This window comes from Exiguobacterium sp. 8A, from assembly GCF_902506275.1.
Lineage (GTDB): Bacteria > Bacillota > Bacilli > Exiguobacteriales > Exiguobacteriaceae > Exiguobacterium > Exiguobacterium profundum.
Genome location: NZ_LR733630.1, coordinates 1902275 through 1915640, shown reverse-complemented (window position 1 = coordinate 1915640; position 13366 = coordinate 1902275). Strand labels below are relative to the sequence as shown.

Sequence of the window (13366 nt, the reverse complement as noted above, 5' to 3'; positions counted from 1 at the left end):
TACAGAGATGATCGAAAGGGAGAGATCCATATGGCAAAGCGAAAGTATGCGAATCGACGAGACTGGGAAAGGATTTTAAAGAACCGCTATGCGCAAGTTCGTGTTCAGACGGAACAATTTTCAGGCGTCGTCGCCTTATTCCAAATCGATGAGGTTCGGGCACCATTATATAAAAAGCATAAAGGGGAAGAATTCATCGTGGCGGATGCCGGGTTTGCTTGGCTCCAATATTTCCCGGACAATGAACCGTTCGGTGTGACAGCGATGATCAATCCGGAAGGCGAAATCGTGCAGTGGTATATCGACCTCGTTGACCGAATCGGCGAAGAAGAGGGTATCCCTTATATGGATGACTTGTTGCTCGATATTCTCGTGTTTCCAAATGGGGATATCGTCAAAAAGGATGAGGATGAGTTTGAAGAGGCGACCAAGAGCGGCGAGCTGACACCTGAACAGGTCGAACGTGGATGGCGTGAATTCGAAGCGACGCTCGAACGAATCGAACGTGGAGACTTCATCTACTTTGATTTGGCAAAAGGACATTACGAACAGTTAAAACAAAAGCTATGAGCGAATTCACTCTCTCTGCTACAGTAAGAGCGTAGGAGGGGGAGTTTTTATGAAAAAAATTGAAATTGAGACGTGGACACGACGTAAGCACTTCGAGTTTTTCAAAGCGTTTGATGCGCCACATTTCAACGTGACGGCAAACGTAGATGTCACGAACCTATATACATATGCCAAGGAGAGCAATCAATCGTTCTTCAAACTCTTTTTATACGGTGCGGTGAGAGCGGCGAACGCGATTCCGGAATTGCGCTATCGTATCCGTGGTGAAGAGGTCGTCGAACACGAGGTGGTCCACCCTTCGTTCACAGTCATGTTAGACGAGGATGTCTTCAACTTTTGTGCGGCTACGTTTTATGAAGATTTACCGACATTCTTACAGGAAGTGACGACGCGGATGGAGCGAGCTGCCGATGAAGTCGTGGTCGGGGATGACGAGCCCGACGACTTACTGTATGTCACGAGTGTTCCGTGGGTCACGTTCACGAGTATCATGCACCCGACGCATCAGCAACAACATGACAGCGTGCCGCGTATCGCCTGGGGCAAGTTCGAACGTCAAGGCGAGCGTCTGGTTATGCCGTTATCCGTCCAAGCCCATCATGCACTCGTCGATGGGGTACATATCGGTAAGTATTATGAAACGTTACAAGCATGGTTAGATCAAGAATTCGCACAGGAGGGGACCGACGTGACAGAAGAGAATGAGTTTGATCGAGCCGTTCGTCTCCGTGAGGAGGGACAACTTGAGCAGGCGAAGCAACTGTTCTTGTCGCTCTTGCGGAAAGATGAAAAGAATCCGAGGCTACATGCGTACTGTGCGTGGTGCTATGACTCGCTCGGTGAAGAACGTCAAGCGGTCCCGCATTATGAACGGGCCATCCGACTCGGGTTGACGGGGGAAGAGTTGGCGGAATCATATCTCGGACTCGGCAGTACGTATCGGGCACTCGGACGATACACGGAAGCGGAACAGTTATTTGAAGAGGCAATCGAGCAATTCCCGAATCACGGGGCGCTCAAGGTATTTCAAGCGATGACCCATTACAACGTCGGTCGCCATGAAGAAGCGACGGGAACGTTACTTGAACTGCTTGCAAGTCCGAAACCGGACGAGAGCATCGCGCGGTACCGGCGTGCCATCGCATTTTATGCAAGAAACTTAAATGAGACATATGACTAAAGGAGAAAGACATGATTTCACTACGTCCGATCGATGCACAAAATTGGTATACATGCTGTCACTTGGAATTAAGTGAGCAACAACAGTCGTATATGGAGCCGAATGCGATTTCGTTACTTCAAGCGTTGTACGAACCGACATTACGTCCACGTGCGATTTATGAAGATGAGACGATGGTCGGCTTCCTCATGTACAATACAGAACTTGAAGAGTTGGATGCATTGTGGATTTACCGAATCATGATCGACCATGCTCATCAAGGCAAAGGGATTGGTCGACAAGCGACAGAGCTGATGCTTGAAGAAATCGGCGCAGAAAAACCGATTGTCGTCGGCTATCACCCCGAGAACGAGGCAGCGCATCACTTATATGGAAGCCTAGGATTCGTTGATGAAGGCCATCGATTCGGTCGTGAAATGGCTGTAATTCGGCGAGGGGAATGAGATGGGAACAACCCGTCTTATTTTTTAAATCAAATCGATTGACGGAAGAATTGTCGCATGATATATTTATCTCGAATTAAAGATATTTGAATTTAAGTTAATGGCTCTCTTGGACAAAGGAGGGAGACAGATGGAACCATCTGATGCATTAAAAACAATTACTGTGCTGTTACGTGCCTCTCAGTCGTTACAAGACCTGGTGAAGCAGGAAGTGGCGTCTTACGGGTTAAACGCGACCGAGTTCGCCGTACTCGAGTTTTTATATCATAAAGGGGATCAACCGATTCAAGTCATCGGGAAGAAAATTCTCCTCTCGAGCGGAAGCATGACGTACGTCGTGGACCGGTTAGAAGAAAAAGGGTATCTCATTCGTAAGGCTTGTCCGAGCGATCGTCGCATCACATACGCTGCGCTGACAGATGACGGAGAGCGCTTGATGCAAGATATTTTCCCTAAGCATACGGAGCATATGAACGCTGTGTTTGAAGGGATGCAATTAAACGAAACGATTGAACAGTTGAAACAAATAGGAAAGCGGGCAGAAGCCGCAAAAAATTTTAATCATGTATCTTGAAATCAAGATATAAAAGGAGAGAGAATGATGAATCATGTTAAAGGAATTCACCACGTCACAGCAATCACGAGTAGTGCCGAAAAAAACTACGATTTCTTCACTCACGTGTTAGGCATGCGTTTGGTGAAAAAAACGGTCAACCAGGACGACATTCAAACGTATCACTTATTCTTTGCGGACGATAAAGGAAACGCAGGGACAGATATGACCTTCTTCGACTTCCCAGGTATCCCGAAAGGTAAGCACGGAACGAATGAAATCGCGAAAACGTCGTTCCGCGTACCGACAGATGAAGCGTTGACGTATTGGGTCCGTCGCTTCGACCGTCTCGGCGTCGAGCACGAAGGGATTCAAGAACAGTTCGGGAAGAAGACGCTCTCGTTCATCGACTTTGATGAGCAGGCGTATCAACTCATCTCGGATGAGTTCAACGAAGGCATCGCGTCGGGCGAGCCGTGGAAGAACGGTCCAATCCCGCTTGAATACGCGATTACGGGACTCGGTCCAATCTTTATTCGCATCGCAGATATCACATATTTCAAACAAGTGATGGAGCAAGTGATGCTGTTTAAAGAGATCGAGCGAGAAGGTGATGTGTATCTCTTTGAAGGAGGTGAAGGTGGAAACGGAGCGCAAGTGATCGTCATTCACGACGAGACATCTCCACAAGCGCGTCAAGGGTTCGGTACCGTGCACCATGTCGCATTCCGTGTCGAAGACCGTAGCGTCCTCGATGAATGGACAGCACGTCTCCAACAGTTCGGTTTGCCGACTTCTGGCTACGTCGATCGCTTCTTCTTTGAATCATCCTATGCACGTGTCGCGCCGCAAATTTTGTTCGAATGGGCGACAGATGGACCTGGATTCATGGGAGACGAGCCGTACGAGACGGTCGGTGAGAAGTTGTCACTCCCGCCGTTCCTCGAAGCGAAACGTTCGCAAATCGAGGCGATGGTACGACCAATCGATACGGTCAGAAGCACGAAAACATTTGAGAAAGAATATGAGGGCATGAAATGAGTTTCTTAAATCGCTTGATTGGAAAATCAGATGCATCACAACATAACCAAGGAGGAACTACTATGTTAAACATCGGAATCGTACTCGGATCAACTCGTGAAGGTCGCGTCAGTCCACAGGTCGGGGAATGGGTGAAAGAACTCGCCGACAAACATGGCGATGCCAACTATGAAGTCATCGACATCGCAGACTACAACTTGCCACTTCTCGGCGAAGCGGGTCAAGACGCATCTGGCGTTGCAGCCTGGTCGGAGAAAATTGCGCAAATGGACGGATTCATCTTCATCGTCCAAGAATATAACCATTCCATCTCAGCATCTCTTAAAAACGCACTCGACTACTTACGCGTCGAATGGAACAACAAAGCAGCCGGAATCGTCTCATACGGTTCTGTTGGTGGAGCACGGGCAACAGAACATTTACGGGGCATTTTGAGTGAATTGTCAATCGCTCACGTACGTGTCCATCCTGCACTCTCACTCTTCACGGACTTCGAGAACGGTACGCATTTCGCTCCGAAAGAAGTTCAAGCACAATCGGTCAACGATATGCTCGACCAACTCCTTCCATGGACGGAAGCGATGCAATCGGTCCGTACGAAAGCCGGAGAAGTTGCAAACAATTAACAAATCGCGAAGCCAGCCTAAATTTAGGCTGGTTTTTGTGCGTTTTCAGAACAGGTCGTGTAAAGTTGGAAGGGATTAGGGGGAGTGCAGATGTGGAATCGTAAAATCGTCACAGCATCCATCGCTTCGCCCGTCTATGCGATTCTGTTAGCGTGTGGGGTCACTATGATGGGTGTACGAGAAAATGGAGGGATGAGTGGCGTACTGAATGGCTTCCTTTTGATGACGGTTGCCTATGTAGCGGTCAGTTTTCCGATTATGTTGACCTACGGTGTCGTGACCTCATGGTGCAGTGACTGGTTGGCGAATCGACTCAGTTCGAAACGATTCAGGTGGTTCACTTCGTTTGTTTTACATATACTATTCGGGCTCGTCTTGTCATGGCTCAGTCTTCTCGCAGCGACCTTGTTTTACTTGGTGGATCGTCTACTACAGCATCGGGGAGACATAACAAAACCACAAACAGTGAAAAGTCTGCTCATCCCAATCGGATATTTGCTTATTGTAACGGGAAGTGTGTATATCATCGATGTCATCCAAGATCTTTTCGTTCGATTCAACTTCTTTTAGGGAAACGAACAAGGATACATTAACATAAGGAGGGGTAAAAATGAGATGGATGATTTATGGGGCGAATGGCTATACGGGTGAGCTGATTGCACGACAAGCCGCTCGTGACGGAATGCGTCCGGTTCTTGCCGGACGAAACGCAAGAGCGATTCATCGCCTAGGAGATGAACTGGGTTGCGAAACATCGATTTTCGCATTGAGTCGTGAAGCCGCAATCGAGGCGCTTCACGATGTAGATTTAGTCCTTCATTGTGCAGGTCCTTTCACGGATACGAGCCAAGTGATGATCGAGGCATGTCTAGAGACAGGTACGCATTACTTAGATATTACCGGGGAAATCGACGTGTTCGAATATGTCCATTCTAAACAGCGAGCGGCTCAAGCCAAAGAACGTGGTGTGATTTTATGCTCGGGTGTCGGATTTGATGTCATTCCGACCGACTGTGTCGCGCGGAAATTAAAAGAGTTGATACCGGATGCGACAACACTCGCTCTTGGCTTTTCGGCGGCAGCTGGCATCTCACCAGGAACCATGAAGACGGCCGTTCGTGGACTAGGGTCGAGTAGTGTGGAACGTGTGAACGGCAAATTATCACCATTTCCAATTGGGGCAAAGCGGAGAACGATTGATTTTGGTCGCGGAAGCCGTACCGCGATTGCGATTCCGTGGGGAGACGTTTCGACCGCCTACTACACGACGGACATTCCGAATATTACGACATGGGTACCAGTGCCGACAGCGGCCGCCTATGCTGCTCGCGCTTTGTCATGGTTCAGCCCGATTCTTGGAAAAGAGGCCGTGCAGGAACGATTGCTCCGTTATGTCGACGAAAACGTATCAGGACCAGACGAGGCTTTACGTGAAAAATCATCGACGTACGTATGGGGCGAAGCAACGAATGAGGAAGGACGAAAAGTAGTCGTCCGTATTCAAACGGCAAGTACGTATGCCTTCACCGTGTACGGGGCGCTCGCCGTCGTCAAGCGGTTGCTCGGTTCGGGTGGGATGCTTGCCGGAAGCTTTACACCAGCCATGCTATTCGGATCTCACTTTATCGAAGAGATTCAAGGTTCCTCTTCGTTCGTGATTGATGAGATTCGTCCATGAATCGAGAAGTATGGGATTTACTCGACGAAAACCGGCAACCGCTCGGTCGAACGCACTTTCGTGGGGATGAATTAGAGCCGCATACGTTTCACACGGTCATCGAAGTGTTCACGTTCGATCCAGATGGGAGATTATTGCTGTCGAAGCGTCATCCGGATAAGACGTATCCGCTTCTGTGGGAAGGGACGGGCGGCTCGATTTTGGCTGGGGAAACGAGTCGACAAGGTGCGGTCCGTGAGCTAAAAGAAGAGTTGGGACTATATGTATTGCCTGAGCAACTCCGGTTCGTGACAACGATTGAGCGGGGCACATATTTCTTGGATATGTATTGTCTCGTGTGCGAGAAACCAATCGACTTTGAACGACTGTCACTGCAAGCAGATGAAGTCGTCGATGTGACGTTACAAGAGTGGGAGACGGTCCTTGAGTGTGTAGAACTCGTCCCTTCTGTTCGGGAACGGCTGATTCAATACGGTCATCTCATTCGACCGTGAACATGTGCTACACTCAACATGGAATATACAAGGGAGGGAAGAGCGTGAATCGTTTAGAATTGGCAAGGCGTATCGAACGCATCAAAGCAGAGGGGACGTCTGCTTACATTCGACATCGTAAACAAACCCCTCCCTATGAAGGTGCGGAACTACACGTAGAAGGAAAAGGACACGTGTTCAAAATGGGGAATATGAGTTTTGCGGTCGGATTTGGATTGAATCGGCCGACAAGCTTTTACGACCTGCATCAAATGGAAAAATGGGTACGCGGGAAAAATGTCTCGCGTCTACATATTGAGGTTTGTCCATTAGCGGAAGACTCCTTGCTCCGCTTATTGCAAGAACGTAACTACACGCTCGATCATTTTTTGGACGTATGGACGTTGGATTTGACACAGCATGCCTCCACATCTGTACCGACTCAGGTCGAAAAAGTGAAGGATGAGACACTCCATGAGTGGGCATACGCCGTTGCGGCTGGATTCGCCGAGTCGGGCACAATCCTTCAAGAGACGGTCGATACAGCCAAAGGCTTTTACGCACTGCCGAGTAATCATGCTTATCTCGTGCGAGAAGAGGATGCTGTCGTAGCGGGTGGGATTTTAGCCACGCAAGACGGGATTGGAGAGTTGTTTCTGACGAGCACCGTTCCGACGTATCGGCAAAAAGGGTACCAGACACAACTTATTTTGGAACGAATTGCCGAAGCGAAAGCACTTGGATGCAATCTGTTGACGGTTACGACGAAAGTCGATTCGGCGTCTGGTCGCAATATGGAACGGCTTGGATTTCAGCCGTTCTATCAAAAAGCGGTCATGAAAAGTCCAATCCTTAAATAAGCAGGTCGCCTCGGGTGAGGTGACCTGCTTTTCGATTACAAGAGCGATTCAGCCCCATCGACGTATACTTCAGAGCCGGTGACGTGGCTCGACATGTTGCTCGCGAAAAATAAGACGACATCGGCGACTTGTTTCGCGGAGCCCGATTTTCCGGCAAGCGGTTGATTCCCGAGTGGATATTCGATTGGAATGACAACTTCTTCGAGCAACGCATCGTCTCGATTGGTCGAATCGTCAATATTCGTATCGATGGCCCCGGGACAAATGGAATTGACACGAATCCCGAATTGAGCGAGTTCCGCAGCAGCCATTTTTGCAAAGCCGGTTTGACCTGCTTTTGTCGTCGCGTAGCCACTGAATCCGAAATTTTTAAAATAGCGGTTCCCGTTAATCGATGAAGTGATAATGATACTCCCGCCATTCTCTTTCAAATGAGGAATAGCATGTTTGACGGTCAAAAAGGTTCCAGTGAGGTTCGTCTCCACCACGCCATTCCAATCATCCAATGATAAATGTTCAATCGGTGTGATGGTCCCGTTTCGACCGGCGTTCGCGAAGACGATATCGAGTTGACCAAATCGTTCCATTGTCCGTTCGTAGGCCTCTTTCATTGCGGATTCATCCGACACATCTGCACTGATGCCGATGGCGCGTTCTTCCCCGACAAGGCTTGCGAGACGCATCGCATCTTCTTCATTCAAATCGACAATGGCGACTTTTGCTCCGGCTTGAATGAAGCGGATGACCGCGGCACGTCCGATTCCGGAGGCTGCCCCGGTCACAAACGCTACTTTTCCAGATAGTAATTTATTTGAAATCAATCCGATCACTCCTTTTTATGATTCTGTTCTCATATTCCACAGTTCTGGAAAAGTTACGCTTCATTTCAAAAAAATCATGGAGCGGTGACTTCGATTGTGCGTGCGATGTTCAAGTTCGAATCCGTCGGGATGACCTCGATTGTCACCAGTTGGCCGCTCTGTAGTCCTTGTACGCTATTGACGATGCCGGTAACTTCGGTTTGATCATTGATCAAGATGACACGCAATGTGACTTTTTCAGAGGATTCGGTAGATTCAATCAATATTTGGGGGATATCGATTCGTTCAATCTGTCCTTCGACCATGTTGTCATTCCACGTGCTCATCCAATAAACGGCGACTAAAAAAAGACCGAGAAAGATTAAGGCAAAGTTTAATCGTGAACTCATGTCTACCTCACTCCTTTGTCGTCCCGTTCCGCATCTTATCTAATTTACCTTTACCCGGAAATTCCCTCATTACTTGAAAAAATAGTAGGAATCACAAGAAAAATGGGGAATAGAAAGAAAAACGAAAAGGTGAGGTGTGGGCATGTGGATGATGGTTGGTGCGCTAGGATTGGTTGCTTGTGTTTGGATTGCGTTTGGTTGGTTCACCATTGGTAATGCAAAGCGACGAGTATGGGGAGGTCTTTTTTCACTCAGTATGACTTGTCTGTTTGCACCGCTCTTCCTCGTGAAACTTGGAGAACAGTATGGATTTGTTGGGATTCAAGTAGGGTTGACCGCTTTATTCGGCGTACTCGCAGGTGCATTTTTCTTTGTGGCACTCGGATGGACAGGACGCCCGGCGAAAGTTCGAAAAGTGAGAACGTTATCGGAAGACCCTGATTTATTTTGAAGCATGATTTACCACTCCTACGGTATAATGCGGTCATAATGATGTTACGAGGGAGTGGGGATCATGATTAAACCGCCAAAGTTGCAAGTGGGGGATACGATAGGGATCATTACGCCTTCTTTTCCGGCACCTGTTCAGTTTGAGGGGCGTTACCAACATGGGGTTGAACAGCTCAAGCGGATGGGATTCAAGGTGAAAGAGGGCACGTGTACATATAAAACAGAAGGATATCGGTCCTCGTCCATTCGGGATCGTGCTGACGAACTAAACGCATTTTTACATGATCCTGAAGTGAAAGCGATCATCAGTACAATTGGTGGAACAAATTCGAACTCGGTGTTACCATATATCGATTATGAACAACTCCGACGTCATCCTAAAATCATCATGGGATATAGTGATGTCACGGCAATCTTGATGGCCTGTTATGCCAAAACGGACGTCGTCACATTTTACGGTCCGGCAATCGTCCCCTCATTCGGTGAATACGGAGGGATGTTCGAGACGGGGGAGCAATATGTCAAAGACATTCTCTGTTTAGAACGAACGGCTCCGTTTCAGTTACATATCCCTGATGAATGGACGGAAGAGATGCTCGATTGGTCGACGCAACAACGTGTCAAGACGTTCCAACCGAATGAAGGATGGATTTCTCTGAAGGATGGAAAGGCACAAGGAACGTTGATTGGCGGGAATCTGAACACGATGTCTGGGTTCTTCAAGTCGGATTATTATCCCGATTTGAAAGGCGCGATTCTATTTCTAGAAGACTCGTTTAAGACGATGGCTGAAGAAGAACGTTCGCTTAGTATGCTGAAGCTGGCGGGTGTGTTTGATGAGATTTCGGGTCTGATTATCGGGAAGCATGAGCATTTTCAAGATCAATCAGCTCCCTTCTCATTCAACGACTTGTTGCTTGAAATCATCGGAGAAAAAGATTTTCCGATTTTGACGAATGTCGATATCGGGCACACGTTTCCATCACACGTCTTCCCGATTGGGATTCAAGTTGAGTTGGATGCAACTAATAGGGTTATCCGATTTTTAGAAGATGGGGTGTCGGAATGAAGGAGCACCTCACTATTTTTGACGAGAATTACCGGAAAATAGGGGAGAAGGAGCGAAATCAAGTTCATGTTGACGGGGATTGGCATGAGACGTTCCACTGCTGGTTCTGGAAAGAAGACCTCATCTATCTTCAGCGGAGGAGCATGGAGAAACAGGATTTTCCCGGGAAATATGATATTACGGCAGCGGGACACCTCGCAACAGATGAGACAATAGCGAATGGCGTTCGTGAAATTGAAGAAGAGCTCGGACTGTCATTGACGTTCGAACAGCTCACCTTTATGGGAATCTTTGAAGACGTGATTGAACTGGACGAGTTTCTTGATCGCGAGTTTGCACATACGTATTGCTATCTCTATCAAGGTGAGCCGATTCATTTTGACGACCAGGAAGTGATGGATGTCGTAGCTGTTCAAAGAAATGAACTGAGGTCGCTGACAGAAGGATGCATGTGTACGATTGAAGGATGCTCTCTTATGACGAATCATCTTGTTGAAATCACGCAAGCCGATTTAGTTCCGCATCGTCAGACTTACTGGCAAAACATATTTGAGAGTTTGACACGAATGGATGCTTTAAATCGTTAAAGAAAGAATACGCTGTTCGCCGATCGGTCCACCGATTCGACGTCCGGTATCGCTCCACCCAACGCTCATATAAAGGCAGAAGGCGGCTTCGTTTTTCAGATTGACCGACAGGACGATTTCACGAATGTGAGGGAAATGTTGCTTTACGAACTGCGGAAGTGCTTGGAGTGCCGCTTTAGCGTAGCCTTTCCCTTGGTCCTCATAGTTAATGGCAAAGGCGGAGAAGAGCAAAGCATTCGACTCGGTCGTATAGGAAGTGACGCGTTCGTTGTCATGCAGTAAGAACATCCCGACTGGTTTCGACGCGACGATGACAATCGGATAAATGCGATCGGGCAATGGGTCATCCATGTCTTTGGGCAGGGTCGTATACTTTTCTTGGTCCGTCGGTAGTGCGAACGTATTGAGAATCGATTGATGCGTATCATTTCGATATTCGAGCGTAATTTTCATAAGGAGTCTCCTTCGGGCTTTATTGATTTTCATTCAGAAAGGGGAATTATATGTCGACACAGTTTACATACCGTCAAAATCCACCATTACAAGATTTATACCGCGCGTTCATGAGCGGTTTTTCTGATTATATTATTCCGTTTCAATTTGATGAGCAGACGTTCGAAGATGTTTTTCTTGTTCGTGATCAAAATCAGCCGTCCCGTTCCATTGTAGCCTATGATGGTGAAGAACCTGTCGGTGTCGTGTTAACCGGGATTGCACATCTTGATTCAGGACGGCAGACACGTTGTGGTGGGCTTGCTGTCGCCCCACATGTCCGAAAAGCAGGAGTCGCGACCGAATTGATGAAACGATTTGAAGAGGCGGCAGTAGGCACTCGTTTACTCGAAGTCATTCAAGGCAATGATGCGGCAGTGTCTCTCTATGAACGACTAGGTTACGAAACGACTCGAGAAATCCTCTACTTCCAAGCGGTGTCATTAGAAACGAACGCAGACATGACGTCTGAACCGATTCAAACGTTATTTGATGAGTTGTATCCGGCGGCGAGTCACGTTCCGATTTGGCAACGCGATGTGCGCGTGACCCAACAAACTGCTGAGTTAGTGAAAGTCGTAGAAGGGAATCGAATAGGATTTTTGTTATACCGCGATCACGTCTTGCTCGATGTTTTTGGACAAGCAGAAGAAGCGAAATGGCTATTGCGGGCGGCCGCGAGCCGATCGCCACTTCATGTCACGTTGACATCAGACCGTCCTGAATGGGTCGAAGCGGCACGACGATTGGGATTTGTCCAAGACGAGATTGCCCAATTTGAAATGGTGAAGGACGCTTGATGAAGCGGTTGTTGGTCATCTGTATCATTACGCTGATTAGTGGAAATACCGCGACCCTGATTGCGCTGACAACAAATCTTTCACCCGACCTGTCGCGAGGTATACTAGCAGTTAGTGTGAGTGTAACACTCCTTTCCATCGGTGGTATCGTCTGGGTGGGATACTATACAAAAAAACGCTAGTGAAATCCTTGTGAAGTGACACTTGAAAATATCACATCATGCTGTCATGTATGACATGAAAATGAAAAACTTCATATATTGAAATTTTTAACCCCCAGTGGTATATTCGCACATGTAGCTTTTTTGAAGCTCATGAATGTATCAATTTGGAGGGTTTATTATATATATGTGGAAACAACTCATCATGACAGCGGGTGTTGGTGTTCTCTTATTTCAAGGACAAACCGCATCTGCCGACAACATGTCCCCGCAAGACCTCGTTCAAACGGAAAAGTCATTGCAACAAACGGAGCAGCAGGTTAAAGATACGAAACAATCCATTCACGCCATTCAAACGAAGTTGAAGCAAGTCGACCATAAGGCGGAGGCATTGCGAGATAAAATTGAAGGAACTTCTAAAGAATTAGAAGAAGTGGAAGAGTCACTCATTCCTGCAGAACAGTCGCTCTTCGCAAAAGTCGTTTCTTCGGTGTTGCCGAGTGCGAAAGCGGAAGCCGCTGAAGCGGAAGAAGCACATCAAGAGCTTGTTGAAAAGAAAAACCAAGCAAATGAAGCATTGAAGCAACTGAAAGAAGAACAAGAGCAAATTGAAGCGACACGTCAAGACGTGAAAGCGTCATATGACGAAAAGTCGAAACAATATAAGAAACAAACGAATCAGTTGAGTGATTTAAAGAAACGGTATGAAGCGATGGCCCCCGATCGGTTCTTAATGCCGGCGGAAGGTCGCCTCTCTCAAGGGTTCGGTTCGGCGAGTGGACAGTTCGGATACACATTCCATAACGGTCTCGATATTGCTGCCAAAACAGGTACACCTGTATACGCCGCGGAAGCTGGAAAAGTGACAAAAGTCAGCTCCAGTGGACCTTATGGAAACCACATACAAATCGAACACAACGTAGACGGTCAAAAATGGACGACCGTGTATGCACACTTGCACAAAGTGGATGTCAAGACAGGTCAGTCAGTACGCCAAGGCGAACCGATCGGTCAAATCGGAAACACGGGCAACTCGTCAGGTCCGCACTTACACTTTGAGATTCATAAAGGGGACTACAATTTCTCGGCTAGTTCAGCTGGGAATGCCGTCGACCCGATGAAACTGGCAGAGCGCCTCGGTGGTGCTTCTCCGGTAAAAGCCACGTTTTAAGC

18 protein-coding genes are annotated in these 13366 nt (G+C 47.7%); 15 read left to right on the top strand and 3 right to left on the bottom strand.

The window, feature by feature from the left end; translation table 11 throughout:
• Window positions 1-30 precede the first annotated feature (30 nt).
• The 10 genes from GVY42_RS09860 (at window position 31) to GVY42_RS09815 (ending at window position 7424) form a co-directional block, all read left to right on the top strand.
• Window positions 31-570 (top strand): DUF402 domain-containing protein, encoded by a 540-nt coding sequence (locus GVY42_RS09860; protein ID WP_159563127.1) that lies wholly within the window; start codon window positions 31-33, stop codon window positions 568-570.
• Window positions 571-619: 49 nt separating this feature from the next.
• Window positions 620-1750 carry a tetratricopeptide repeat protein gene (locus GVY42_RS09855; protein ID WP_159563126.1) on the top strand — a complete coding sequence of 377 codons (1131 nt, stop codon included), beginning with the start codon at window positions 620-622 and terminating at the stop codon, window positions 1748-1750.
• A gap of 11 nt (window positions 1751-1761) precedes the next feature.
• Complete coding sequence (locus GVY42_RS09850; RefSeq protein WP_159563125.1) at window positions 1762-2193, top strand: GNAT family N-acetyltransferase; 432 nt, start codon at window positions 1762-1764, stop codon at window positions 2191-2193.
• Between the two features lie 130 nt (window positions 2194-2323).
• Window positions 2324-2767 (top strand): MarR family winged helix-turn-helix transcriptional regulator, encoded by a 444-nt coding sequence (locus GVY42_RS09845; protein ID WP_031421914.1) that lies wholly within the window; start codon window positions 2324-2326, stop codon window positions 2765-2767.
• Between the two features lie 27 nt (window positions 2768-2794).
• Entirely contained in the window at window positions 2795-3787 is a 993-nt protein-coding gene (locus tag GVY42_RS09840; protein WP_159563124.1) for a ring-cleaving dioxygenase, read from the top strand.
• On the top strand, window positions 3784-4413 hold the full coding sequence (locus tag GVY42_RS09835) for an NADPH-dependent FMN reductase (protein WP_371729915.1): 630 nt from the start codon (window positions 3784-3786) through the stop codon (window positions 4411-4413). The genes GVY42_RS09840 and GVY42_RS09835 overlap by 4 nt, the downstream gene beginning before the upstream one ends.
• A gap of 90 nt (window positions 4414-4503) precedes the next feature.
• Entirely contained in the window at window positions 4504-4983 is a 480-nt protein-coding gene (locus tag GVY42_RS09830; protein ID WP_159563122.1) for a hypothetical protein, read from the top strand.
• 40 nt (window positions 4984-5023) lie between these two features.
• The gene (locus GVY42_RS09825) at window positions 5024-6091 is read left to right on the top strand and encodes a trans-acting enoyl reductase family protein (RefSeq protein WP_159563121.1); all 1068 of its coding nucleotides are present in this window, start codon (window positions 5024-5026) and stop codon (window positions 6089-6091) included.
• Entirely contained in the window at window positions 6088-6585 is a 498-nt protein-coding gene (locus tag GVY42_RS09820) for an NUDIX domain-containing protein (protein WP_159563120.1), read from the top strand. The genes GVY42_RS09825 and GVY42_RS09820 overlap by 4 nt, the downstream gene beginning before the upstream one ends.
• A gap of 44 nt (window positions 6586-6629) precedes the next feature.
• The gene (locus tag GVY42_RS09815; RefSeq protein ID WP_159563119.1) at window positions 6630-7424 is read left to right on the top strand and encodes a GNAT family N-acetyltransferase; all 795 of its coding nucleotides are present in this window, start codon (window positions 6630-6632) and stop codon (window positions 7422-7424) included.
• Between the two features lie 35 nt (window positions 7425-7459).
• On the opposite strand, the gene GVY42_RS09810 is transcribed toward GVY42_RS09815, so the two are convergent.
• Window positions 7460-8245, bottom strand: coding sequence for an SDR family NAD(P)-dependent oxidoreductase (locus tag GVY42_RS09810; protein ID WP_074035413.1), 786 nt, complete (start codon window positions 8243-8245; stop codon window positions 7460-7462).
• Window positions 8246-8319: 74 nt separating this feature from the next.
• Window positions 8320-8634, bottom strand: a complete 315-nt coding sequence (locus GVY42_RS09805; protein ID WP_159563118.1) for a hypothetical protein — start codon at window positions 8632-8634, stop codon at window positions 8320-8322.
• A 142-nt stretch (window positions 8635-8776) separates the two neighbouring features.
• On the opposite strand from GVY42_RS09805, the gene GVY42_RS09800 reads away from it, so the two are divergent.
• From GVY42_RS09800 to GVY42_RS09790, 3 genes are all read left to right on the top strand, one after another.
• Window positions 8777-9085: a hypothetical protein gene (locus tag GVY42_RS09800; protein WP_031421923.1), complete on the top strand. Its 309-nt coding sequence runs from the start codon at window positions 8777-8779 to the stop codon at window positions 9083-9085.
• Window positions 9086-9148: 63 nt separating this feature from the next.
• Window positions 9149-10153, top strand: a complete 1005-nt coding sequence (locus GVY42_RS09795) for a S66 peptidase family protein (protein WP_159563117.1) — start codon at window positions 9149-9151, stop codon at window positions 10151-10153.
• Window positions 10150-10740 (top strand): NUDIX domain-containing protein, encoded by a 591-nt coding sequence (locus GVY42_RS09790; protein ID WP_159563116.1) that lies wholly within the window; start codon window positions 10150-10152, stop codon window positions 10738-10740. Before GVY42_RS09795 ends, GVY42_RS09790 begins: the two co-directional genes overlap by 4 nt.
• On the opposite strand, the gene GVY42_RS09785 is transcribed toward GVY42_RS09790, so the two are convergent.
• Window positions 10729-11193, bottom strand: a complete 465-nt coding sequence (locus tag GVY42_RS09785) for a GNAT family N-acetyltransferase (protein ID WP_159563115.1) — start codon at window positions 11191-11193, stop codon at window positions 10729-10731. The genes GVY42_RS09790 and GVY42_RS09785 overlap by 12 nt on opposite strands.
• 50 nt (window positions 11194-11243) lie before the next feature.
• Here GVY42_RS09785 and GVY42_RS09780 point away from each other — a divergent pair, with 50 nt between their 5' ends.
• Window positions 11244-12032 (top strand): GNAT family N-acetyltransferase, encoded by a 789-nt coding sequence (locus tag GVY42_RS09780; RefSeq protein WP_159563114.1) that lies wholly within the window; start codon window positions 11244-11246, stop codon window positions 12030-12032.
• Window positions 12033-12380: 348 nt separating this feature from the next.
• Window positions 12381-13364 (top strand): M23 family metallopeptidase, encoded by a 984-nt coding sequence (locus GVY42_RS09775; RefSeq protein WP_159563113.1) that lies wholly within the window; start codon window positions 12381-12383, stop codon window positions 13362-13364.
• Window positions 13365-13366: the final 2 nt, after the last annotated feature.

Coding starts and splice junctions, on each gene's coding strand:
- GVY42_RS09860 (WP_159563127.1), top strand. CDS start 31: ATGGCAAAGCGAAAGTATGCGAATCGACGAGACTGGGAAAGGATTTTA.
- GVY42_RS09855 (WP_159563126.1), top strand. CDS start 620: ATGAAAAAAATTGAAATTGAGACGTGGACACGACGTAAGCACTTCGAG.
- GVY42_RS09850 (WP_159563125.1), top strand. CDS start 1,762: ATGATTTCACTACGTCCGATCGATGCACAAAATTGGTATACATGCTGT.
- GVY42_RS09845 (WP_031421914.1), top strand. CDS start 2,324: ATGGAACCATCTGATGCATTAAAAACAATTACTGTGCTGTTACGTGCC.
- GVY42_RS09840 (WP_159563124.1), top strand. CDS start 2,795: ATGAATCATGTTAAAGGAATTCACCACGTCACAGCAATCACGAGTAGT.
- GVY42_RS09835 (WP_371729915.1), top strand. CDS start 3,784: ATGAGTTTCTTAAATCGCTTGATTGGAAAATCAGATGCATCACAACAT.
- GVY42_RS09830 (WP_159563122.1), top strand. CDS start 4,504: ATGTGGAATCGTAAAATCGTCACAGCATCCATCGCTTCGCCCGTCTAT.
- GVY42_RS09825 (WP_159563121.1), top strand. CDS start 5,024: ATGAGATGGATGATTTATGGGGCGAATGGCTATACGGGTGAGCTGATT.
- GVY42_RS09820 (WP_159563120.1), top strand. CDS start 6,088: ATGAATCGAGAAGTATGGGATTTACTCGACGAAAACCGGCAACCGCTC.
- GVY42_RS09805 (WP_159563118.1), bottom strand. CDS start 8,634: ATGAGTTCACGATTAAACTTTGCCTTAATCTTTCTCGGTCTTTTTTTA.
- GVY42_RS09800 (WP_031421923.1), top strand. CDS start 8,777: ATGTGGATGATGGTTGGTGCGCTAGGATTGGTTGCTTGTGTTTGGATT.
- GVY42_RS09795 (WP_159563117.1), top strand. CDS start 9,149: ATGATTAAACCGCCAAAGTTGCAAGTGGGGGATACGATAGGGATCATT.
- GVY42_RS09790 (WP_159563116.1), top strand. CDS start 10,150: ATGAAGGAGCACCTCACTATTTTTGACGAGAATTACCGGAAAATAGGG.
- GVY42_RS09785 (WP_159563115.1), bottom strand. CDS start 11,193: ATGAAAATTACGCTCGAATATCGAAATGATACGCATCAATCGATTCTC.
- GVY42_RS09780 (WP_159563114.1), top strand. CDS start 11,244: ATGTCGACACAGTTTACATACCGTCAAAATCCACCATTACAAGATTTA.
- GVY42_RS09775 (WP_159563113.1), top strand. CDS start 12,381: ATGTGGAAACAACTCATCATGACAGCGGGTGTTGGTGTTCTCTTATTT.